At 73.8% G+C, this 21,161-nt stretch carries 16 protein-coding genes and 1 pseudogene; 6 read left to right on the top strand and 11 right to left on the bottom strand.

The features are described from left to right. Window positions 1–77 precede the first annotated feature (77 nt). The 3 genes from ACQYWQ_RS17435 to ACQYWQ_RS17425 are packed head-to-tail and all read right to left on the bottom strand — an operon-like array spanning window position 78 to window position 3,888. Window positions 78–1,838: an L-aspartate oxidase gene (locus ACQYWQ_RS17435; RefSeq protein WP_431035698.1), complete on the bottom strand. Its 1,761-nt coding sequence runs from the start codon at window positions 1,836–1,838 to the stop codon at window positions 78–80. Continuing rightward, the gene (gene panC, locus ACQYWQ_RS17430) at window positions 1,835–2,926 is read right to left on the bottom strand and encodes a pantoate--beta-alanine ligase (RefSeq protein WP_431035697.1); all 1,092 of its coding nucleotides are present in this window, start codon (window positions 2,924–2,926) and stop codon (window positions 1,835–1,837) included. Before panC ends, ACQYWQ_RS17435 begins: the two co-directional genes overlap by 4 nt. Beyond that, window positions 2,923–3,888 carry a Rossmann-like and DUF2520 domain-containing protein gene (locus tag ACQYWQ_RS17425; RefSeq protein ID WP_431035696.1) on the bottom strand — a complete coding sequence of 322 codons (966 nt, stop codon included), beginning with the start codon at window positions 3,886–3,888 and terminating at the stop codon, window positions 2,923–2,925. Before ACQYWQ_RS17425 ends, panC begins: the two co-directional genes overlap by 4 nt. Window positions 3,889–4,757: 869 nt before the next feature. Here ACQYWQ_RS17425 and ACQYWQ_RS17420 point away from each other — a divergent pair. Continuing rightward, window positions 4,758–5,993, top strand: coding sequence for a threonine aldolase family protein (locus tag ACQYWQ_RS17420; RefSeq protein WP_431035694.1), 1,236 nt, complete (start codon window positions 4,758–4,760; stop codon window positions 5,991–5,993). Window positions 5,994–6,026: 33 nt separating this feature from the next. After that, on the top strand, window positions 6,027–7,145 hold the full coding sequence (locus ACQYWQ_RS17415) for a DUF5937 family protein (protein ID WP_431035692.1): 1,119 nt from the start codon (window positions 6,027–6,029) through the stop codon (window positions 7,143–7,145). 90 nt (window positions 7,146–7,235) lie between these two features. On the opposite strand, the gene ACQYWQ_RS17410 is transcribed toward ACQYWQ_RS17415, so the two are convergent. The 4 genes from ACQYWQ_RS17410 to ACQYWQ_RS17395 form a co-directional block, all read right to left on the bottom strand. Then, the gene (locus ACQYWQ_RS17410; RefSeq protein WP_431039232.1) at window positions 7,236–7,901 is read right to left on the bottom strand and encodes a response regulator; all 666 of its coding nucleotides are present in this window, start codon (window positions 7,899–7,901) and stop codon (window positions 7,236–7,238) included. Window positions 7,902–8,358: 457 nt separating this feature from the next. Beyond that, window positions 8,359–9,549 (bottom strand): sensor histidine kinase, encoded by a 1,191-nt coding sequence (locus ACQYWQ_RS17405; protein ID WP_431035691.1) that lies wholly within the window; start codon window positions 9,547–9,549, stop codon window positions 8,359–8,361. A 592-nt stretch (window positions 9,550–10,141) separates the two neighbouring features. After that, window positions 10,142–11,347 (bottom strand): SAM-dependent methyltransferase, encoded by a 1,206-nt coding sequence (locus ACQYWQ_RS17400; protein WP_431035689.1) that lies wholly within the window; start codon window positions 11,345–11,347, stop codon window positions 10,142–10,144. Between the two features lie 253 nt (window positions 11,348–11,600). Then, on the bottom strand, window positions 11,601–12,743 hold the full coding sequence (locus tag ACQYWQ_RS17395; protein ID WP_431035687.1) for an NADH-quinone oxidoreductase subunit D: 1,143 nt from the start codon (window positions 12,741–12,743) through the stop codon (window positions 11,601–11,603). A gap of 139 nt (window positions 12,744–12,882) precedes the next feature. Between ACQYWQ_RS17395 and ACQYWQ_RS17390 the strand changes: the two genes are divergently transcribed. After that, window positions 12,883–13,536 carry a PH domain-containing protein gene (locus ACQYWQ_RS17390; protein ID WP_431039231.1) on the top strand — a complete coding sequence of 218 codons (654 nt, stop codon included), beginning with the start codon at window positions 12,883–12,885 and terminating at the stop codon, window positions 13,534–13,536. Window positions 13,537–13,598: 62 nt separating this feature from the next. Continuing rightward, window positions 13,599–15,011, top strand: coding sequence for a PH domain-containing protein (locus ACQYWQ_RS17385; protein ID WP_431035686.1), 1,413 nt, complete (start codon window positions 13,599–13,601; stop codon window positions 15,009–15,011). A 283-nt stretch (window positions 15,012–15,294) separates the two neighbouring features. Here ACQYWQ_RS17385 and ACQYWQ_RS17380 read toward each other — a convergent pair whose 3' ends face one another. Next, window positions 15,295–16,278, bottom strand: coding sequence for an amidohydrolase family protein (locus ACQYWQ_RS17380; RefSeq protein ID WP_431035684.1), 984 nt, complete (start codon window positions 16,276–16,278; stop codon window positions 15,295–15,297). A 34-nt stretch (window positions 16,279–16,312) separates the two neighbouring features. Then, the gene (locus ACQYWQ_RS17375) at window positions 16,313–17,014 is read right to left on the bottom strand and encodes an SDR family NAD(P)-dependent oxidoreductase (protein ID WP_431035682.1); all 702 of its coding nucleotides are present in this window, start codon (window positions 17,012–17,014) and stop codon (window positions 16,313–16,315) included. 134 nt (window positions 17,015–17,148) lie between these two features. Between ACQYWQ_RS17375 and ACQYWQ_RS17370 the strand changes: the two genes are divergently transcribed. Both ACQYWQ_RS17370 and ACQYWQ_RS17365 read left to right on the top strand, forming a co-directional pair. Then, window positions 17,149–17,586, top strand: a complete 438-nt coding sequence (locus tag ACQYWQ_RS17370) for a MarR family winged helix-turn-helix transcriptional regulator (RefSeq protein ID WP_431035681.1) — start codon at window positions 17,149–17,151, stop codon at window positions 17,584–17,586. A gap of 621 nt (window positions 17,587–18,207) precedes the next feature. Next, window positions 18,208–18,477: pseudogene (locus ACQYWQ_RS17365) on the top strand (cupin domain-containing protein); the annotation flags it as partial. 281 nt (window positions 18,478–18,758) lie between these two features. Here the strand turns inward: ACQYWQ_RS17365 and ACQYWQ_RS17360 are convergent. Then, window positions 18,759–19,742, bottom strand: a complete 984-nt coding sequence (locus tag ACQYWQ_RS17360) for a hypothetical protein (protein WP_431035679.1) — start codon at window positions 19,740–19,742, stop codon at window positions 18,759–18,761. 385 nt (window positions 19,743–20,127) lie between these two features. Continuing rightward, entirely contained in the window at window positions 20,128–21,120 is a 993-nt protein-coding gene (locus tag ACQYWQ_RS17355) for an ABC transporter substrate-binding protein (protein ID WP_431035678.1), read from the bottom strand. Window positions 21,121–21,161: the final 41 nt, after the last annotated feature.

Below are 21,161 nucleotides of genomic sequence, written 5' to 3'. Positions count from 1 at the left end.
ACGGAACGCGGGGCCGGGTACGGGTGGGCGGGGCCGCCCCGGTCGGGCGGGCGTCTCACCCGTACGAGTGAGCGGGGTCAGTCGTGCGGGCGGGTCGGCGGGAAGGTGGTGCCGCTCGTGGGGCGCAGGCGCGGGGTGTGCGTCGGGGCGTCCAGGGTGATGACGATATGCCGTGCGCCGGCGGGGTCGTCGCGCTCGGGGTGGTCCTCGCGCCAGTGGCAGCCGCGCGTCTCCTCGCGCGCGAGCGCGGCCTCGGTGAGGACGCGGGCGACGGTGAGGAGGTTGGTGGTCTGCCACGTGTCGACGCCGGGTTCGGCGGGCTTGGCGGCGACGGCGCGGGCGCGCAGCGCGTCGAGGGCTTCGGCGGCGGCCCGGAGCGAGGCGGCCGAGCGCAGCACGCCCGCGCCCTCGCTCATGACGCGCTGCACGGCGAAACGATCCTCCGGCGGCTGGAGCACCTCGGCGCGAACCGGTTCGCGAACCGGTTCGCGCGCGGTGCGGTGCCCGTCTCCGGCGGTGCCGGAACGTTCCGGCGACGCGGCGTGCCCCGTGATGAGGTGCGCGGCGATGCGTTCCGCGTACACGAGCCCTTCGAGGAGCGAGTTGGACGCGAGCCGGTTGGCGCCGTGGACGCCGGTGCAGGCGACTTCCCCGCAGGCGTAGAGCCCCGGCACGGTCGTCCGCCCGTCCGTGTCGGTGCGGACGCCGCCCGACGCGTAGTGCGCCGCGGGCGAGACGGGGACGGGCTCGGTGACCGGGTCGATGCCGTGGGCCCGGCAGGCGGCGAGGATCGTGGGGAAACGGTTCTCCCACATGTCGGCGCCGAAGTGCCTGGCGTCGAGGTACATGTGCGTCGCGCCCTGCTCGCGCATGCGCCGGGTGATGGCCTTGGCGACGATGTCGCGGGGGGCGAGTTCGCCGAGTTCGTGCTGCCCGGTCATGAAGCGGACGCCGTCCGCGTCGACGAGGTGGGCGCCCTCGCCCCGTACCGCCTCCGAGACGAGCGGCTGCTGGCCCTCGGCGCCGGGGCCGAGGAAGAGGACGGTGGGGTGGAACTGGACGAACTCCAGGTCGCTGACCTCGGCACCCGCACGCAGCGCGAGGGCGACGCCGTCGCCCGTCGAGACGGCCGGGTTCGTCGTCGCGGCGAAGACCTGCCCCATGCCGCCCGTCGCGAGGACCACGGCGGGCGCGAGCACGGCGCCGACGCCGTCGTGCTGGCCCTCGCCCATGACGTGCAGCGTGATACCGGCGGTGCGGCCGTCCGCGTCCTTGAGGAGGTCGAGGGCGAGGGCGTTCTCGATGGTCGGGATCGCCTCGGCGCGTACCGCTTCGACGAGCGCGCGCGAGACCTCGGCGCCGGTCGCGTCGCCACCCGCGTGGACGATGCGGCGGCGGTGGTGACCACCCTCACGGGTGAGGGAGATCTCCGTACCGCCCTCCTCGGTGCGCTCGGTGTCGAAGCGCGCGCCGGTCCCGATGAGGCGGCGCACGGCGCCCGGGCCCTCGGTGACGAGGAGGCGCACGGCGTCCGCGTCGCACAGCCCGACGCCGGCGACGAGCGTGTCGTCGAGGTGCTGCTCGGGCGTGTCGCCCTCGCCGAGCGCGGCGGCGATCCCGCCCTGCGCCCAGCGCGTCGAGCCGTCGTCCAGGCGTGCCTTCGTGACGACGACGGTGCGCAGTCCCGCGGCGCGGCAGCGCAGTGCGACGGTGAGCCCGGCGACGCCGGAGCCGACCACGACGACATCGGCCTCGCGGCGCCAGCCGGGTGCGGGGGCGGGCAGGCGAAGGCTCTCGCCGGGGGTCCCGGGGGGTATCGGGGTCTGTTCGGTGATCATGGTCGGGCTCCGGAGGCGGGAGGGTGTGCGGGCCCGGGGGCCGGGGCCAGCGGGAGGTTGTCGATGAGGCGGGTCGTGCCGACGCGGGCGGCGACGGCGAGGACCGCTTCGGCGGGGAATGCGCCGGTGACCTCGGTGAAGTCGGCGGGGTCGACGAGCGCGAGGTAGTCGAGCACGACGGGCGGTGCGGCGTGCGCGGCCTCGTCGAGCACGCGGCGCGCCGCGGCACGTACGGCCTCGGGGTCCTCGCCGCGCGCGGCGGCGTCCTGGCCCGCGCACAGCGCTCGCGACAGGGCGAGGGCGCTTCGGTGCTCGTCGTCGGAGAGGTAACGGTTGCGGCTGGAGCGGGCGAGTCCGTCGCTCTCGCGCGCGGTGGGCACGGCGACGATCTCGATGCCGAAGGCGAGGTCGCGGACCATGCGGCGCACGAGCGCGAGCTGCTGGGCGTCCTTCTGTCCGAAGAGGGCGACGTCGGGGCGTACGAGGTGGAACATCTTGCCGACGACGGTGAGCATCCCGTCGAAGTGGCCGGGGCGGCTCGCGCCTTCGAGCCGTTCGCCCATGCGGCCCGCGCTGATCCGCACCTCGGGCGCGCCGCCGGGGTAGACCTCGTCGGCGGAGGGCGCGAGGACGTGGTCGGCGCCCGCCGATCCCGCGAGGTCGAGGTCGGCTTCGAGGGTGCGCGGATAACGGTCGAGGTCCTCGCCGGCGCCGAATTGCAGCGGATTGACGAAGACGGTGACGACGACCTGGCCCTCGGGCCCCGCGAGCGTACGGGCCTCGCGGATGAGGCTCGCGTGGCCCTCGTGGAGCGCGCCCATCGTCATGACGAGGGCGCGGCGGCCCGTGGGACGCGGGAGGGCGTGGAGGGCGGCGGCGGTGGTGAGGAGGAAGGGGGGCTCTGTCTCTTCGGCGGGGGCCTCGGTCTTGGGGGCGGGGGCCTCGGTCCTTCCGGCGGCCTCGGTCGTTCCGGCGGGGGCCTCGGTCCTTCCGGCGGGGTCGGGGGTGCCGTGGCCGTGGGCGGGTGTGGGGGTGCCGGGGCCTTGGGCGGGCGCCCTGGTGCCGGTGGGGTGCTGCGGGGCGGTCACTCGGTGCCTCCGGTGGGGTCGGTGGGGCCGGGGCCTCCGGGGTCTTCGGCGGGGCCGGGGCGCGGGGGGTCGGCGAGGACGTCGAGGAGGTCCTCGGCGAGTTCCGGCTTGAGGAGGCCGTGGCTGAGGGCGCGGTCGGCGGTGGCGCGGGCCATCGCGAGGTAGCCCGCGAGGGTCTGCGGGGCATGCGTACGGAGCTGCTCGATGTGCGCGGCGACGGTGCCCGCGTCGCCGCGCGAGACGGGCCCGGTGAGCGCCGCGTCGCCGGAGCGCAGGGCGTTGTCGAGGCTCGCGCCGAGCAGCGGGCCGAGCATGCGGTCGGGCGCGTCGACCCCGGCGGTGCGGAGCAGGTCCATCGCCTGCGCGACGAGCGTGACGAGGTGGTTCGAGCCGAGCGCGAGTGCCGCGTGGTAGAGCGGGCGGGCCTCCTCGGCGATCCACTCGGGTTCGCCGCCCATCTCGATGACGAGCGCCTGAGCGGCGAGCCGCAGTTCCTCGGGCGCGGTGACGCCGAACGAGCATCCCGCGAGGCGCTGCACGTCGACGGGTGTCCCCGTGAAGGTCATGACGGGGTGCAGCGCGAGCGGCAGCCCTCCGGCGCGGACGACGGGGTCGAGGACCTTGGTCCCGTACCGCCCGGAGGTGTGCACGAGAAGCTGCCCGGGGCGGACCGCTCCCGTCTCGACGAGCCCGGCGACGAGGCCGGGGAGCGCGTCGTCGGGAACGGTCAGGAGGACGAGCCGGGCGCGCGCGAGGACCTCGTCGGGGGTGACGAGAGGCACGTCGGGCAGGAGCCTCGCGGCACGCCTGCGGGAGGCGTCGGAGACGCCGGAGACGGCGACGGGGCGATGCCCGGCGAGGGCGAGCGAGGCGGCGAGCGCGGGGCCGACACGGCCGGCGCCGACAACGCCGACATCGAGGCGGGCGGGGCGCGAGGCGGGGTCGGGGGGCGGGGTGTTCACCGGCGGGTCCCGGGGGGTGGGGTGAGGGGGGTCAGGGGGGTGGGGGGTGTGGGGGTCGCGGGGGGCGCGGCCATTGCGGTGAGCGCGTCGGGGGCGAGCGATGCGGTGCGGGCTTCGGGCGCGGGTGATACGGGTTGCGCGGGGGACGTAGCGGGCGCGCTTGATGCGGGGGACGCGGCGGGCGCGGCCAATGCGGTGCGGGCTTCGGGCGCGAGCGGCGCGGTGCGGGCGCTTGACGTGCCGGGGTGGTTCGGCGGGTTCGTATCGGTCACTGGGGGCCTTCCGTTCCAGTCCGCTGCGGGTACCGGACGATTTCTCGTCATGCTAACGCGAAGGCGGCTGAGTGGGGTGGCGGGGCGGTGTGAGGCGGGGAGCGGGCGGCGGATGGCAGGTGGCGGCGAGGGCTGCGGGGGTGGCAGGGAGCGAGCGGGAGGAGCGGAGGGCGGGAGGGGCAGGGGAAGGCCAGGTGGCGGTGGGCGAGGTGAGGAAGGGAGGGCGGCGGGCGGCGGGCGACGGGCGGCAGGCGGCGGAGGCAGGCGGCGGAGGCGGGCGGCGGAGGCGGGCGGCAAAGTTGCGGGCCGGGGGCGGAGGCGGGCGCGGGAAAGTTGCGGGCCGGGGGCGGCTTGTGGCGGGTGGCTGGAGGCGAAGTCGCGGGCGGGGGCAGCCGGAGGCGAGAAGCCCGGCGGGGCGAGCGGCACGCGGCCCGCTGCCCTCCGCCCGGGCGGAGGCGGGGAGGCAGGGAGGCGATTATCTGGTGGTACGACCATCAACGCCCGCTGTGGATAACTTTGGGCGCTCGTTTTGACGGCTTGCCATGATCTATCCAGCGACCGGCACGAACGAGCGGACGGACGAGAGGAGCGGCGGCGATGGCTGACGCGAAGAAGACGGCGGAGGGGCCCGCGGAGCGGGGCGAGGAGCGGAAAGGGGTGGTGGAGCAGGACGGGGGCGCGGCTTTCCGGCGGCGGCTGAGGGACGCGCAGCGATCGGCGCGGCGGGCGTTGAGCAGACCGCGGATGCGGGACTCGCTGGGGGAACGGATCGAGGAGCTGGCGCGGCTGGCGGGAACGGTCGCCGAGCTGGACGAGCCGGTGGACATCTACGGCGGCGGGATCGTCGCCGAGCTGGAGGAACGGGTCGCTGAGCTGCTCGGTACGGAGGCGGCCGCGTTCTTCCCGAGCGGGACGATGGCGCAGCAGGTGGCCTTGCGCGCCTGGGCGGGGCGCACGGGGAACCCGGTCGTGGCGCTGCATCCCCTGGCGCACCCGGAGGTGCACGAGCGGGACGCGTTCCGCACGGTGAGCGGGCTGCGCACGGTGCATCCGACGCGGGCGCCGCGGCTGCCGACGGCGACGGAGGTGGCGGCGCTGGAGGAGCCGTTCGGGACGCTGATGCTGGAGCTGCCGCTGCGGGACGCCGGTTTCGTCCTGCCGAGCTGGGAGGAGCTGGTCGACGTGGTGGCGGCGGCGCGCGAGCGGGACGCCGTCGTGCACTTCGACGGAGCGCGGCTGTGGGAGACGGAGACGCACTTCGGCAGGGACCTGCGCGAGATCGCGGCGCTCGCGGACAGCGTGTACGTGTCCTTCTACAAGTCGCTCGAAGGGCTGGGCGGGGCGGTGCTCGCCGGTCCGCAGCAGCTCATCGACGAGGCCCGGGCCTGGCGGCACCGGTACGGGGGGCAGATCTTCCAGCAGTTCCCGACCGCGCTGAGCGCCCTGATCGGCCTGGACCGCGAGCTGCCACGGCTGCCCGAGTACGTGGCGAGGGCGCGGGAGGTGTCGGCGGCGCTGCGGCGCGGCCTGGAGCGGTCCGGGGTGTCCTGGTACCGGCTCCATCCGGAGGTGCCGCACACGCACCAGTTCCAGTTGTGGCTGCCGTACTCGGCGGGGGAGCTGGACGAGGCGGGGATCGCGCAGGCGCGGGAGCGGAGCGAGAGCCTTTTCGGGGCCTGGCACGACCAACAGGTGCCGGGTATCGCGTTCACGGAGGTGACGGTCACGGCGGCGGCGCTGGAGTGGCCGGACGGGGACATCGAGGAGGCGGCCGCCGATTTCGTGGCGCGGCTGGCGAAGGGGAGCAGGGCGCGAAGGAAGGAGAAGGCCTGACAGGAGGGGGTGTGGGCGGGGCACCATAGTGCGGTGAGCGTCATCATCGACATAGCCGGGCTGCCCCACGACCGGGTCCGCGTGAAGCCCTCGCCGCTGGCGGAGCTGGGCATGGCGCTGCACGCGTTCACGGAGTCCCGGCACCATCCGCGGCTCGCGGCGTGGGTGACGGCGACCACGGCACGCCTCGACCCGCACCTGGCCGACCGGCTGGAGGAGGCGAGGTTTCTGTGGGGTACGACGTTCTCGGACGTCTTCACGGCCTTCGCGGGGCTGCCCGCGGAGGAGGAGGCACAGCCGGCCGGAACGCTCGCCGGGGACCTGGACCTCCTGGACCGGGTGACGGACGAGGAGTTCGTGGCGGCGCTCCTGGAGTTGGTGTGCGATCCCTCGTACGGGGCGTACGGAACACGGACAGCCAGTCCGCTGACGGATGCCGTGGTGCGGCGGCGCACGCTGACGCTGGCTGCGGCGCAGGGGCGGCCGCTGGTCGACTTCACGCAGCGGGTTCTCGCCGACCCGGAGTGGGCGAGGGAGTGGTTCCGGCGCTTGATGACGGAGTGCGAGGAGGCGTTCTTCGCCGCTACGTGGCGGCGGGTGGGTCCTGGCCTCGCGACCGACGCGCGGCACACGGAGGAGTTGCTGCGCCACAAGGGCCTCGGCGCGGCCCTCGCCCACGCCTCGCCGGCCATCACGTACGACGAGAAGACGGCCCGCATCACGGTGGACAAGCTCACCGCGGCGCGGACGGCGGCGGCGCGGCAGGGGCTGACACTCGTGCCGACGCGAATGGGCAGCCCGCACCTGATGGTGCTGCACCGGCACGGCTGGCAGCCGGTGCTGCACTACCCGGTCGCCGCGCAGGACCCGCCTCCGGGGCCGACCGTGGAGGAGCTGACGCTGAGGATGGAGGCGCTTTCGCACCCGGTGCGGATGCGGATGTGCCGGCTGCTCTCGCGCTCGGCGTACAGCACGATGGGGCTGGCCGAGGCGCACGGGCTGAGCGCCCCCGAGGTCTCCCGGCACCTCGCGGTGCTGAAGCGGGCGGGCCTGGTCACGTCGAGCAGGCGCGGCCGTTACGTCCTGCACCAGCTGGACCTCGAACTCGTGGCCCGGCTGGGGACGGACTTCGTGGGGCACCTGCTGAGGTGAGCGGGGCGCCGCCGGAAGGCCGGGACCGAGAAGGAAAGCCGAGAGAGAACGCGAACTGACGAAAGGAAAGGAGGTGGACGGGCCGACGGTTCAGGAGCCGGAGCCGCCGACGCGGACGATGCCGGTCTCGTACGCGAGGACGACGACCTGGACGCGGTCGCGCAGGCCGAGCTTGGTGAGGACCCGGCCGACGTGGGTCTTCACGGTGGCTTCGGAGAGGACGAGCCGGGCGGCGATCTCGCCGTTGGACAGGCCCTGCGCCACGAGCCGCATGACTTCCTGCTCGCGGCCGGTGAGCCGGTCGAGTTCGGGGTGGCCTGCGGGTCCGGTGCCAGGCAGCATCGGGGCGAAGCGGTCGAGCAGCCGACGCGTCGTGCTCGGCGCGACCACCGCGTCCCCGCTGTGCACGGCGCGGATCGCGGCGACCAGTTCGCTGGGGGGCACGTCCTTGAGCATGAAGCCACTGGCCCCGGCGCGCAGGGCGGAGAAGGCGTACTCGTCGAGGTCGAACGTGGTGAGGATGAGCACGCGCGGCGCGGCCGGCCGCTCGTGAATCCGACGCGTCGCCTCGACCCCGTCGAGCCGCGGCATCCGCACATCCATCAACACGACATCGGCGTCGACGCGTTCCAGCACCTCAAGCGCCTCCACCCCGTCGCCCGCCTCCCCGACCACCTCCAGATCCGCCTGCGAGGCCAGCACCATCCGGAATCCGGCCCGGAGCAGAGCTTGGTCGTCGACGAGGAGGATGCGGATGGGGGCGGAGGAAGCAGGGACACCGGGAGCGGCCGTCCCAGAGGCGGCGGGGACGGGGACCGGGGCGCCGGGGGCCGGGGCGCCGGAACCAGTGGCGGCGGGTGCGGCGGAGCCGGGGGTGGCGGGGCTCGGGGGCTCAGGGGCGGTCGCCCGGGCGGGGCCCGGAGCGCCGGGGGTGGCGGGCCGCTGAGCGACGCCGGGGGCGGGGGTACCGCCCGGACCCGGCGCGCCGGGAAGGGGGGCGCCCGAGCGGGAGGCGCGTCGGTCGGCGCCGAGCGGGCCGGGGGCGCTGGCGCCGCGGGCTGGGGTGCCTGGTCCGGGGGCTGGGGTGGGTGGCATGGGGTTCCTTCGGGGACGGGGCGAGGGTGGGCGGAGGGCGGGGACGGGCGGAGGGCGGGGTGCGGCCGAGGGTGGGGGTGGGGAGGGGTGGGGGCGGGGGAGGGGAGCCCCCCGGGGCTCAGGTTGTTCTCAGGGGGAGGAGCGCGCTGATCCGGAAGCCTCCTCCTGGGCGGGGGCCTGCGTCGAGGGTGCCGCCGACCATGCCGACGCGTTCGCGCATGCCGATGAGGCCGTGGCCGGCGCCGTCGGCGCCGCGGTCGGTGGCGAGTGCGGCGGGGGCGCCGCGGCCGTCGTCCTCGATGAGGAGGCCGAGGCCGTCGTCGAAGTAGACGAGGCGGACGCTGGCGCCCGCGTCGGGGCCCCCGTGTTTGCGGGTGTTGGTGAGGGCTTCCTGCACGATGCGGTAGGCGGTGAGTTCGACGCCGCGCGGGAGTTGCCGCACCGCACCCTCGATACGGAAGTCGACGGGGAGCCCGGTGCCTCTGACCTGCTCGATCAGCTCGTTCATCTGGTCGACGTCGGGTTGGGGCATGTACTCGCCCGCCTCGCGGGGTTCACCGGTGCGCAGGACGCCCAGCAGGCGGCGCATTTCGGCGAGCGCCTGTCTGCCGGTGGCGGAGATGGTCTCCAGCGCGGTACGGGCCTGTTCGGGCGAGCCGTCGAGGACGTAGGCGGCGCCGTCCGCTTGGACGACCATGACGGAGACGTTGTGGGCGACGACGTCGTGGAGTTCGCGGGCGATGCGGGCGCGTTCGGCGGCGACGGCGACTTTCGCCTGCGCCTCGCGTTCGCGTTCGAGGCGGGCGGCGCGTTCTTCGAGGTGGGCGAAGTAGGCGCGGCGAGTACGCAGGGAGTCGCCCATGACCCAGGCCAGCACGAAGGGCACCATCAGAATGCCGGTGAAGAAGACCGTTTCCGAGGTGCCTCCCGTCCGGGTGGGCCAGCGCAGTTCCGCGAGGGGGGCGGCGAGGAAGGCGCCGACGAGGGCGAGGCGTGAGGACCAGCGCGCGCCTTGGGACGCGGCCGTGTAGACCGCCACGAGCAACGCGAAGTCCCCGAGAAACACCTGTACGCCGAGGACGAGTTGCGCGACGCCGAGGGCGATGGCCAGCAGCAGGACGCGTTCGGGGCTGCGGCGGCGCAGGCCGACGACACAGCCGAGGCCGAGGAGAACGGCGACGGAGAGGGGGATGCTGCGTTGCCCGTGCTGTCCCGCGAAGGTGAGGAGCGTCACCGCGACGAGGAGCACGGCCCAGCATCCGTCGACCCACGAGGGGTGTCTGCGGATGAAGTCGTAGAGACGCTGCACGTTGCCCAGCGTAGGAACGGGGACGAGGGGGACGGGTCAGCCGAAGGGCCGATCCGGAAGCGATCACCGTACTCCCCAAGGTGGAGAAGCCCCCCTCCGCCCCGGTCACCGGCCCCCGCTCCACCCCTTGAACACCGGCCCGGCCCGCCCCGGCCCCAGATATCTCCAGCCGCCCGGCCACCGGGCCCCCGACCGCCCCACCGCCCCACATCCCCAGCGCCCCACCGCCCCACATCCCCACCGCACCACCGCCCCACATCCCCACCGCGCCACAGCCCCACCGCACCACCGCACCACCCCGGTCACCAACACCCGCGGGCCCCGCGCTTCACCCCCGCCCCCGCCCCGATCCGCACCCGCACCCGCACCGCGCACCCCGCGCCTCACCCCCGCCCGCCACACCCGCCCGTCGCCGCCCCGCACCCGCCCATCGCGAGAACCCACCGCCACCCCAACCCTCGGCATCTCCCGCACACCCCAGCCCAGCGCCCTCAGCAGCCACCCCAATCCCCCGGCACCCCGGCACCCCACCGTCCCCGCCCACCTCAGCCACCCCGCCCCCGGCCGTACCCCACCCCCGACCCCCACCCACTCACCCTTCCCCCGCCCCCTCCCCAAGCAGCCCCAGAAGCCCCCGCACACCCGGCACGTCCCGCGCCACCCCCGCCTCCCCCGCCACCCCAGCCGCTCCCGCCGCCCCGACAGCGCCAGCCACCCCGGCCGCCCCCGCGACCCCAGCCGCCCCGGCCCCCGTCCCGAGCCCCACCCCCTGAAGCAACCACCCGAAGCCCCCCAGCCCCGCCGGGTCGGTCAGCTCGGCCGCCTCCCCCGCTGCCGCCAGTGCCCGCACGTAAGCGGCCGGGTCCGAGTGCGCGAGGGACAGGGGCGGCCTGCCCCCTTCGACGCCGAGCGCGTGCAGCGCCTCGCGTTGGCGCGTGAGTGCGGCGGGGCCGTGGTGGGCGGTCGCGGCGGCGCAGGCGTCGAGTGCCACGTGGGCGGTGAGGTCCGTCGTGCCGTCCGGTACGGGGGTGACCTCGTGGCCCGCGCGGAAACCGGTGAGCGTGCCGAAGGGCGGGCGGGCGTCCGCCGCGTGCGCGTAGTCGACGGCGACGGCGAGGCCGCGCGCGAGGTGCGAGACGGCGGCGGCCCAGGCGGCATCACGCGGCGTACCGGGCTCCGCGCGCCTGCCCTGCTCGGTCCGCTCCTGGTCCCCCGGCTCGGCTCGCCTCCCCGCCTCGCCCCGCGCGCCCGTACCCGCCCGGTCTCCGCACGCGTCGTGGCCCGTCCCCTCCCCCAGCGGCCACCACCGTCCCAGCCACTCGGCGTCCGCCCCGCTCACGGCGTCGCCGAGCCGCTCGGTCCCGTCGGGCGCGACGAGGACGACCCGCGCCACACCCTCCGCGTCGGTCTCGACGACGTCGACGGGCACGTTGTCGAGCCACTCGTTGGCGAAGAGGAGACCGGTGAGCCCACCGCCGGGGATCTCCTCGCCCCAGCCGATACGCGGATCGAGCCCGTCGGGCCGGGGGGCTCGCTCGACTCCGTACGGGCGCAGCCGCGCGGCCGTCCCCGGCGGGAGCGCGGCGAGGACGCCGGTGAGGAGTTCCCCGCGTCCCGCGCCCATGTCGACGAAGTCGAGCACGGGCGGGGCGCCGAGCACGGTGTCCACCTCGGTGAGGAGGCGGGCGACGGCCCGCGCGTAGAGCGGGGAGGCGTGCACGGACGTGCGGAAGTGCGCGGCGGGGCCCGGACCCGCGGAACGGTAGAAGCCACCCGGCCCGTAAAGGGCGGTGGCCATCGCTTCACGCCACGGGAGCGGCCACGGGAGAGGCCCAGGGAGAGGCGGTACGGGGGCGGCGGGACGAGCGGTCACACGCGCACCCTAGCCAGGCCCACCCCCGGAACCCCACGCGAGCGCCCGCACCCACCTCCCGCACCACCCGCGAACAGCGCCCCACGCGTAACAGCACGCCGCACCCCCGAACAGCACCCCACCCCGTAGCGGCACCCCAGCGGCGCCCCCGCCCCTCCCCCCTCCCCCTCCTGGAGCGCTACTTGTCGATGTCACCCACCACGAAGAACAGCGAGCCCAGAATCGCCACCATGTCCGCGACCAGCGTCCCGGGCAGCAGCTCTGTGAGTGCCTGGATGTTGTTGAAGGACGCGGAGCGGAGCTTGAGGCGGTACGGGGTCTTCTCGCCCTTCGACACGAGGTAGTAGCCGTTGAGGCCGAGCGGGTTCTCGGTCCACGCGTACGTGTGGCCCTCGGGCGCCTTCAGGACCTTCGGGAGGCGCTGGTTGACGGGTCCTGGCGGCAGCTCGGCCAGGTGGTCGAGGCAGGCCTCGGCGAGGTCGAGGGAGTTGTGGGTCTGGTCGAGGAGGACCTCGAAGCGGGCGAGGCAGTCGCCTTCCTCGCGCGTGACGACGCGCAGCACGTCCTGGAGTTCCCCGTAGGCGAGGTACGGCTCGTCGCGCCGCAGGTCGAAGTCGACGCCGGAGGCGCGCGCGATGGGCCCGCTCACTCCGTACGCGTGCACGGCGCGCGCGGAGAGGACGCCGACGTCGCGCGTGCGTCCGCGGAAGATCTCGTTGCCGAGGATGAGCCCGTCGTAGTCGGGCATCCGCTCGCGGACGCGCGCGAGCGCGGTGCGGACGCGCTCCGGCCAGCCGAGCGGGATGTCCTCCTTGAGGCCGCCGACGCGGTTGAACATGTAGTGCATGCGTCCGCCGGAGACCTCCTCCATGACGGCCTGGAGTTCCTCGCGCTCGCGGAAGGCGTAGAACATCGGCGTGATGCCGCCGAGTTCGAGCGGGTACGAGCCGAGGAACATGAGGTGATTGAGGACGCGGTTGAGTTCGGCGAGGAGGGTGCGCAGCCATACGGCGCGCGCGGGGACCTCCATGCCGAGCATCCGCTCGACGGCCATGACGACGCCGAGTTCGTTGGAGAAGGCGGAGAGCCAGTCGTGCCGGTTCGCCAGCATGATGATCTGCCGGTAGTCGCGCGCCTCGAAGAGTTTCTCCGCGCCGCGGTGCATGTATCCGATGACCGGTTCGGCGCTCACGATCCGTTCGCCGTCGAGCACGAGCCGCAGTCGCAGCACGCCGTGCGTGGAGGGGTGCTGCGGGCCGATGTTCAGCACCATGTCGGTGCTCTCGGCCGCGCCGCCAATGCCGATCACGGTCTCCGTCATGGTTTCAGTCTCTCGCACCTACGCTGGACGGATGGAGACGGGGACGCGCCCGGGCGCGGACGACGGCACAACGGACGGCAGCGGCACGGGCCGAAGCGCCGCTACGGGCCTGCCCGGCGCCACGAGCCTGCCTGGCGCCATGAGCCTGCCCGGCGCCGCGAGCCTGGGCGGCGCCTCGGGCCGATCCGACGGTACGGGCCGATCCGACGGTACGGGCCGGGGCGGAGGTACGGGCCGGAGCGGCGGTACGGGCCGGAGCGGCGACGCACCCCCGCCCCCCGGCGCACCCACGCCCCCCGACGCGCCCACGCCCCCCGACGCACCTCCAGCCGATGCCCCCTGGCTCCGCCTCCCCCGCCAAGTCCTCTCGCTGCGCCGTCTCCTCCTGTCCCTCACCACGCTCCCCCTCGCCGCTCTCGTCGCCGGGCTCGTCGGCTGGCTCGCCGGCCCGGTGTGGGCGCTCTTCGCGCTGCTGCCGCTCGCCGTGCTCGCCTGCGGCTGGGTGCTGCTCGCGCGCAACTGGCGCTCGTGGGGCTACCGCGAGCGCGCCGACGACCTGCTCCTGGCGCGCGGGGTGCTGTGGCGGCGCGAGACGATCGTCCCGTACGGCCGGATGCAGCTCGTCGAGGTGACCTCGGGTCCTGTGGAGCGCCGTTTCGGTCTGGCGAGCGTGCAGTTGCACACCGCGGCGGCGGCGAGCGACGCGCGTGTCCCCGGTCTCGTCCCGGCGGAGGCCGAGCGCCTGCGGGACCGGCTCACCGCACTCGGCGAGGCCCGATCGGCGGGCCTGTGAGCGGCGCGGCGGGGCTGCCGACCGGCCCGTACGGGGAAACACCGCACGGGCCGTACGAAAATATGCCCGCCTCCTCCGCACCTGCCCCCGTATCTCCCCCCGTGTCCGCCCCCGCGGCCACTCCGCCCCACACGCCCGCGCCCTCACCCGCCCCCACGGCCCCCGCGCCCCCCGCTCCCGCCCCACCCCTCCCCCGCCCCGAACGCCGGCTCCATCCCCTCACCCCTCTCCGCCGCGCCTGGGCGCCCGTCGCCGTGGTCCTCGGCTGGGCGGTGCACGATCCGAACGGCACGTACCGGCAGCTGTCCGCGCTCGCGACCGGGACGCTCGTGCTCGCGAGCGTCGGCGTCGTCCTGGTCGCCTGCGTGTACGGCGTGCTGAGCTGGTGGGTGACGTGGTTCGCGGTGACGGAGAGCGAGTTGCGCATCCGTTCGGGGGTGCTGTTCCGGCGTACCGCGCACATCCGCCTCGACCGGCTCCAGGCCGTGGACGTGACGCGGCCCCTGCTCGGACGGCTCGCGGGGGTCGCGAAGCTGAAGCTCGACGTGGTGGGCGCGAAGTCGAAGGACGAGCTGGCGTACCTCGCGGAGGCGGAGGCGCGGACGCTGCGCGCCGAGCTGCTCGCGCGCGCGGCGGGGGGCACGGTGCGGGGCCCCGACGAGGCGGAGCGGCGGGTGCTGTGGCGCGTGGCGCCGGGGCAGCTCGCGGGCTCGGTGCTGCTGAGCGGGGGCCTGTTCGGTTCACTGTGCGTCACGGCGTTCGTGTCGTGGCTGCTGTGGACGGCTTCGCACAGCCTGTGGTCGATCGCCGTGACGGCGGTCCCGATCGTGGGCGGCGCGGCGACGAAGCTGTTCCGTACGTACGCGAACGCCTACGACTGGACGGTCGGCGAGTCCCCCGACGGGCTGCGCCTGGACCACGGGCTCCTGGAGACGGCGCACGAGACGGTGCCGCCCGGGCGGGTGCAGTCGGTGCGGCTCGTGGAGCCGCTGCTGTGGCGGGCCTTCGGGTGGGTACGGGTCGAGCTGCACGTGGCGGGCTCGCAGAATTCGGTGCTCGTGCCGGTGGCGCCGTACGCGACGGGCCGCGCGCTCGTGGCGCGGGTGCTGCCGGGTACGGGACTGCCCGAGCCGGTACGTCCGCCGCGCCGCGCGCGCTGGCGCCTCGCGTGGTGGTGGCGGGGCCAGGGCCTCGCGGTGGACGCGCACCTCTTCGTCGCGCGGCAGGGCGTGCTGCGCCGTACGACGTCGCTCGTTCCGCACGCGAAGGTGCAGAGCGTCCGCCTCACGCAGGGCCCCTGGGAACGCGCCATCGGCCTCGCCTCGCTGGCCGTCGACAACGGCGCGAACCGCACGATCCGCGTCCGCTCCCGCGCGGCCGACGAGGCCCGCGCCGTCTTCCACGCCCAGGCCACCCGCTCCCGCACGAGCCGCCGCACGGCCACCCGCGAGGAGTGGCTGCGCAAGCACCCCTGAAGCACGTCGCATGAGTCTGGGGGCGGGTTTTTCTCCTGCGTGGGTGGGGTGTCGGGGACTGCGGCGTTGTGGGGGGAGAGAGTTCACCGGGCTGTGGATGCGGCAGCTCGCGCCACTGTTCGGCGCCCTCGACCAGCTCGCCACAGCCCTCCGGGCGTTCGTCGTTCGTCGTTCGTCGTTCGTCGTTCGTCGTTCGTCGAGAGCACCGACGCCGGACACGGCGCGTAAGGGTGGTGTGTTGATCGCTGGAGGGCGTCGGCGAGGACGACCGTCCACAGGTGGGTCACGTGAGGCCGAACAGGGCTTCGGCGTTCGCGGAGGCGATCTTGGTGCGGTCCGCAGGGGCGGGGACGGCCTCGAAGAACTTCTGGACGGCCGCTGCGTCGGGCTGGTGGAAGGGGTAGTCGGTGGAGAACAGCACCTTGTCCGCACTGGTGAAGTCCAGGGTGTGGCGCAGGAGCCGTTCTTGGAGCATGCCGCTGCTGGTGATGTGGATGTTGGTTTTGATGTAGTCGGCCACGCGGCGTTCGAGGTGCGTGGCGACATGGGAGAGGCTGTCGACCCGGTCCATCCAGAACAGCAGCATCTCGCCCCAGTGCCCGAGGACGAGCTTCAGTTCGGGGTGGCGGTCGAAGGTGCCGCTCAGGATGAGGCGCAGGGCGGAAAGGCCGGTGTCCATGTGCCAGCCCCAGCCGAAGCTCGCCAGGCCGAGCTCGACCTGTGGGTCCAGGCCCCGGTACGAGGCGTCGCGCAGGTCGTTGGAGGTGATCTGCGGGTGGATGAAGAGGGGCCGGCGCAGGCGTGCCGCAGTGGCGAACAGGTCCTCGTAGGCGGGATCGTCGAGTGTGCGGCTGCCGCTGCGCCCGTGGATCATCGCGCCGACGTGCCCCCACTCGGTCGCGCACCGTTCGAGTTCGGCGGCTGCGGCCTGGGGGTCGCTGGTCGGCAGGGTGGCGAACGCCTGGAAGCGGTCCGGGTACGCGCGGACGGCGTCGGTGGCTTCGTCGTTCGCCTCCCGCGCCAGGGCGACGGCCTCGGCCGGGGGCAGGGGCTGGGTGGCGGGTGTGACGACCGACAGGATGGAGACGTCGATCCCGGCGGCGTCCATCGCCGCGATGCGGCCGGGGCCGATGTCCTCCAGGCGTGCCTGGTTGTCGCCCTGTGCGTTGAAGGCGACGCTTTCGTCCCGGGACGCGGCCGGCAGGCGCTCCAGCGCGTCCCGGATGCGGGCGCTGTTCCAGTGTTCTTCGACAGCGATGATCTTCACGTGGATGTCCCTCGGGTCGAACGGGCAGGGCGTGCTACCAGCGGACGGTCTGGCCCTCGCGGTCGAGGTAGTGCAGTCCGCCTTTGCCGGCCTGGGCCTCGATCGTGTCGACGACGCCGGGGATGCTCTCCTCGATGGTCAGGCGGGCGCTCGGGCCGCCCAGGTCGGTCTTGACCCAGCCCGGGGCCATGAGCAGGAGCGTGCGCGGGTCGTCGGCGTGCCGGGCGGCGAAGCTGCGCATCAACTGGTTCAGCGCGGACTTGCTCGCCCGGTAGACCTCGAAGCCGCCCCTGGTGTTGTCGGCGACGCTGCCCTGCCCCGATGACATCACCCCGATGGTTCCGCTCTCCGGGACCAGGTCCTGCAATGTCTCGACGGCGCGCATGGGGCTCAGCGCGTTGGTGACCATGACGCGACTGAAGTCGTCGGTGGACACATCGGTGAAGGTCGCCGCGGGGTCGGTAGTGTAGTTCGTTCCTGCGTTGACGAACAGCAGGTCGAGCGTCGTACCTGCAAGGCGCTGGTGCAGTGCGGCGATCTGCTCGGGCACCGTGATGTCGACGTTCTCCACCGTGAGGCGGCCCTCCGCCGAGTCGGCCAGGGCATGCAGGTCGGACTGCTTGCGTTCCGTCGCGGTGACCTGCCAGCCGCGGTCCAGGAGTTCGGCGGCCAGCGCATAGCCCAGCCCGCGAGACGCGCCGACGATCAGAGCGGTCTTGCCGTCAGGTGATGTCATCACTGTTCCTCATTCCAGGAGACGGTCGGGTGCCGAATCGGAATCTACGCAATTCGGACTCTTGCTACGCTACGAGACGCAGATTTACCTGTCAAATGATACCTATCATGCGACAGGGAAGTTAGGGTGGGGGAGTGGATGAGAACCAGCCCTCGCGGCTTTTCGAGCTGGCCGACCTGATCCTCGCGGTGGGCCGGCACATCGAGGCGTCCAAGGAGGCCGCGGCTGAGTCCGGGACCCCCTTGGAGGGAGCGGTGATGCGTTTCATCGACCGCCATCCCGGTACGACGGCACGCGAAGCGGCCGAGGCCACCCGGCTGATCTCCAGCAATTTCAGCAGGGCTGTCCGCGGCCTGGAGAAGAAGGGCCTGGTCCGGCGCGACGCCGACGAGCACGACGCCCGCCGGGTGCGCCTCTACCCCACCCGGAAAGCGCAGGAGAACCTGCAACGACTGCGTGACGTCTGGGCCCGCCTGCTCGATGGCACCGTCACCGACCCCGACGAGATCGACGCCGTGATCTCCACCCTTCAGCAGATCGAGAACCGGCTCGTCACGCAGCCTTCCCAGTAGTGCCCGCGGGCCGTCGCGTCAGATCCCTTCCAGGGCGCCCGGCACCGCCGGCACCACCGAAGTGTGCGGGGACGAGCGGTTCCCGTTCGTCCGCCGCCCGCCCAAGGATCAGATCCGACGGTGCCCCGCCACTGCTTGCTCCGGGCAAGCGCTGCTGTCGCAACACAGACCAAGGATTCGCACCGGGCCGCGCAACAGATCTCCGCCGAAGACCGCCCGATCACTCCCCGAGGCGAGACGCAACACGGACGAGCCCGCGGCGTGGCCGGGCGCGGACTGCGGAGTGAGGTGTTCGTCGATCCGGTGGAGGCCATCCCACGACGCAGCTGCCCGGCCTGATGGAAGGGCCCAAACCCGGCCGCGTCCGCCCGTTTTCCGCTCCGGCGTCGACCAGGCGCGTCCCCGTCCCGCGTGCGCAGCACCCCGCTCTGGACGGCCTCCGCACCCCCGCGCACCGGGCGCTGCACACACGCGCGTCCCCGTTCACCATGTGCGCGGCCTCAAGAAGGACCGCCGAGTGTTTCCACGCTCATCCAGCTCACTGACATACGTATCCGCCTCACGCCTCACGCCTCACGCCCCGCGCCTCACGTGGGAGATGGTCTGAAGGCACGGACGGGGGTGGGCGACGCGATCTCCCCCGTACACCTCGGACACCCCACGTCCCGCCGGGTACGGGCGAACGGGAGCTGATCCCCGCGCCTGGACCCGCACGACGGCGCGGGCTTCCACGTCATCCTTGAGGGCCGCTGCCGGCTCCTGACCGACGATGACACCCCGGTATCCCTCGGTGTGGGAGACACGGTGCTCCTGCCTCATGGCACAGGCCATGTCCTCGCCGATTCCTCGTCCGCTTTCCCCGCCGGACAGGCAGCCTCAGCGAGGTCCTCGGGCGAGAAGGCCACCGCCCGCGCAGCCTTCTCCGCCGAGCCGCAGCCCTCTTCGCCACCAGGGGCATCGACCGCGCCGAAGGGGACCTGACCGACAACGCCCGGCCCTCCCGCAAGAGCTTCGTCCGGCGCGTCGCCCTGGCCGATCTTGGCCCGACGGGCGAACTCGCCCGTGCCCGGGCGCGCTCCGTCTCCGCCTTCGCGCACGTCTTCTTCCGCCGCACACGCCGAAGGCGCGGGCCGCGCGGCCCGCGCCTTCGTTGTCCGGGGTGGCGCGAGGGCTCAGGCCCCCATCGCCTGGCGGAGTCCCCCGACGTCCAGTTGTTCCGTCTCGTCGTGCGCCGTGAGGTCGATGACCTGCTCGCTCGCGACCTGTCCGCTCGCCGCGGCCTCGGCCGCCTCCTCGCCCACGACGTCCGCGAGGTCCGCGTGCTGCACGGCCTCGCGCACGGCGGCGGGGATTTCGGCGGGGTGGCGGGCGGGGGCGCCCGCGCTGTGCGTGCCGAAGAAGTCGAAGCTTCCCTGCGGGATCGGGCGGCGCGGGGCGGGGGCGGGGGCGAAGGCCGAGGCGGCGGCGATCTGACGGCGGGCGGGCGGTGCGGCCGGTGCGGGGTGCGCCGGGGCGTGCTCCGCCGGGGGCTGCGCGGCGGCCGCCGCGGTACGGGCCCGGGCCGCGCGGTGCGCGAGCGCGTCCAGGGCGGCGTTGGCCCGCCCGTACAGCTCCGGTGTCGGGCGGGTGCCGTGCGGCGCGGCCTGTCGCGCGCTCGGCCGCTGGTCGGCGTCGGCCGGGGGCAGCGCGCGGGCCGGGGATGCGGCTTCGATGGCGAGCCTGCGGCGGCCTTCGAGCGCGTTGGCGCGGCCTGTCTCGGCGGCGGCGTAGCGGCGCAGGAGTGCGGCGTGCTCGTTGCGCAGGGCCGCGAGTTCGGCGCGCTTGGCGCGGACCTTGCGGGCCAGTTCGCGCCGCTGTTCGCGCGATTCCTCCAGCTCGGTCTCCAGCTCGGCCACGCGTTCCTCGTGGCGCCACTCGTCGGCGCCGCGCGCGCGGTCCAGTTCCGCGACGCGCAGTCCGGCGACGCTGTCCCAGCGGCGCATCACGACGGCGCCGGTGAGGGCGGCGACGGCGACGAGGAGCACGAGCACGCGCAGGACGAGTGCCTGGCCGCTGAACCAGGAGGCCCCGGCCCCGAGCACGGCCACCACGGCGATCGCGGTGGGCGGCAGCAGCCGGTGCAGTGGTGGGGAGTGACGGTGACGTCCGTGTGGCATGGCCAGAAACTTACCGCGCGTAGGCAATTTACGGAGCCCCGGCCGGAAACATGGCGGCCCGTCAGATAAGGAAAAGCCCGAACCCCGCACGAACGGACCGGGAAATTCCGTATGTATACGTCGGCGGGGCCGCTCCAGGACGTTCACGGACCCGCCGGGAAGCCACGCCGAAGCCACCGTGCCACACCTGTACGCCGTCCGCGCGGCGCTCGTACGGCATCGGCGCGGAGCCCGTACGCCCCCGCACGCCCCCGCACGGCCCCGCACGCCCCCGCACGGCCCCGCACGGCCCCGCACGGTGCCCGCGCGCCGCCCCGCACCGCGCCCGCGGGCAGGGGCCCCGCCGCCTCCGTACGACGGGGCCCCTGCCCTCCGGAATTCCGGCTCAGCCCTTCAGGAGTCCCTTCTCCTTCAGGTAATCCGCGGCGACGTCCTTCTCCTTCAGTCGTTCCGCGTCGACCTTCCGGTTGAGTTCCACAAGATCATCCGTGGTGAGGGTCTGGTTGAGCTTGTTGAGCGCACTGGCTATCGCGGAGTCACCGGCGTCCTTCGCGTTGACGACGGGAATGATGTTGTCGGCGTTCTGGAGCTTCTTGTCATCCTCCAGGACGACGAGTCCGTAGCTCTCCAGCGTGGCGTCGGTCGTGGTGGTGAGGGCGAGCTGGTCCTTGCCGTCCTTGACGGCCTGCTTGGACTGCGGCGTGCCGACGCCCTTGGGGTCGATTCCGGCCACATTGATGCCGTACGTCTTCTTCAGGCCCGGCGCGCAGAAGGGGCGGGTCGCGCACTCGTCGCCCGCGGCGATGGTGACCTTCTCCTTCGATCTGCCGAGGTCGGAGAGGGTCTTGAGCTGGTGCTTGGCGGCGTAGTCCTTGGTGACGACGAAGGCGTTCTGGTCGACGGCCTTGCCCGCGTCGAGGACCTTGAGGCCCTGCGGCTCGGCGAGCTTGCGCAGCTCCGCGACGGTCGCGTCGACGTCGCTGGAGGCGACCTCCTTGGCGTCCTCGCCGTTCTTGGCCTTGTTGAGCCACTCGGTGAGCGTCGCCGCGTACTCGGGGACGACGTCGATCGCGCCCTTGCGCAGCTCGGGCTCGTACACCTCGCGGTTCTGCACGGTCTTGACGGTCGTGCTGTACCCGGCGTCCTCCAGGACTCCCGCGTACAGCTCGGCGAGGACCTTCGCCTCGGTGAAGCGGGCAGCGCCGATGACGAGCGAGCCCTTCTTGCCGCCGCCGCTGCTCTCATCGCTCTTGGCGGTGGAGGAGTCCTTGCCGTTGTCCTCCAGGCTGTCGCCGCCGCAGGCGGTCAGGCCCGCGGCGAGTGCGGCGGTGGCGAGCACCGCTCCTGCCAGCCGCGCACGGCGCGTGTTGCTGCTCATGTCGGGGTCTCCGTTCATCGGTTCACGGTGCGAAGGGGGGT

Source organism: Streptomyces sp. P6-2-1 (assembly GCF_050613165.1).
In the GTDB taxonomy this organism is placed as follows: domain Bacteria; phylum Actinomycetota; class Actinomycetes; order Streptomycetales; family Streptomycetaceae; genus Streptomyces.
Note: the sequence above shows the minus strand (reverse complement) of the source record. Positions and strands in the feature narration are given on the sequence as shown.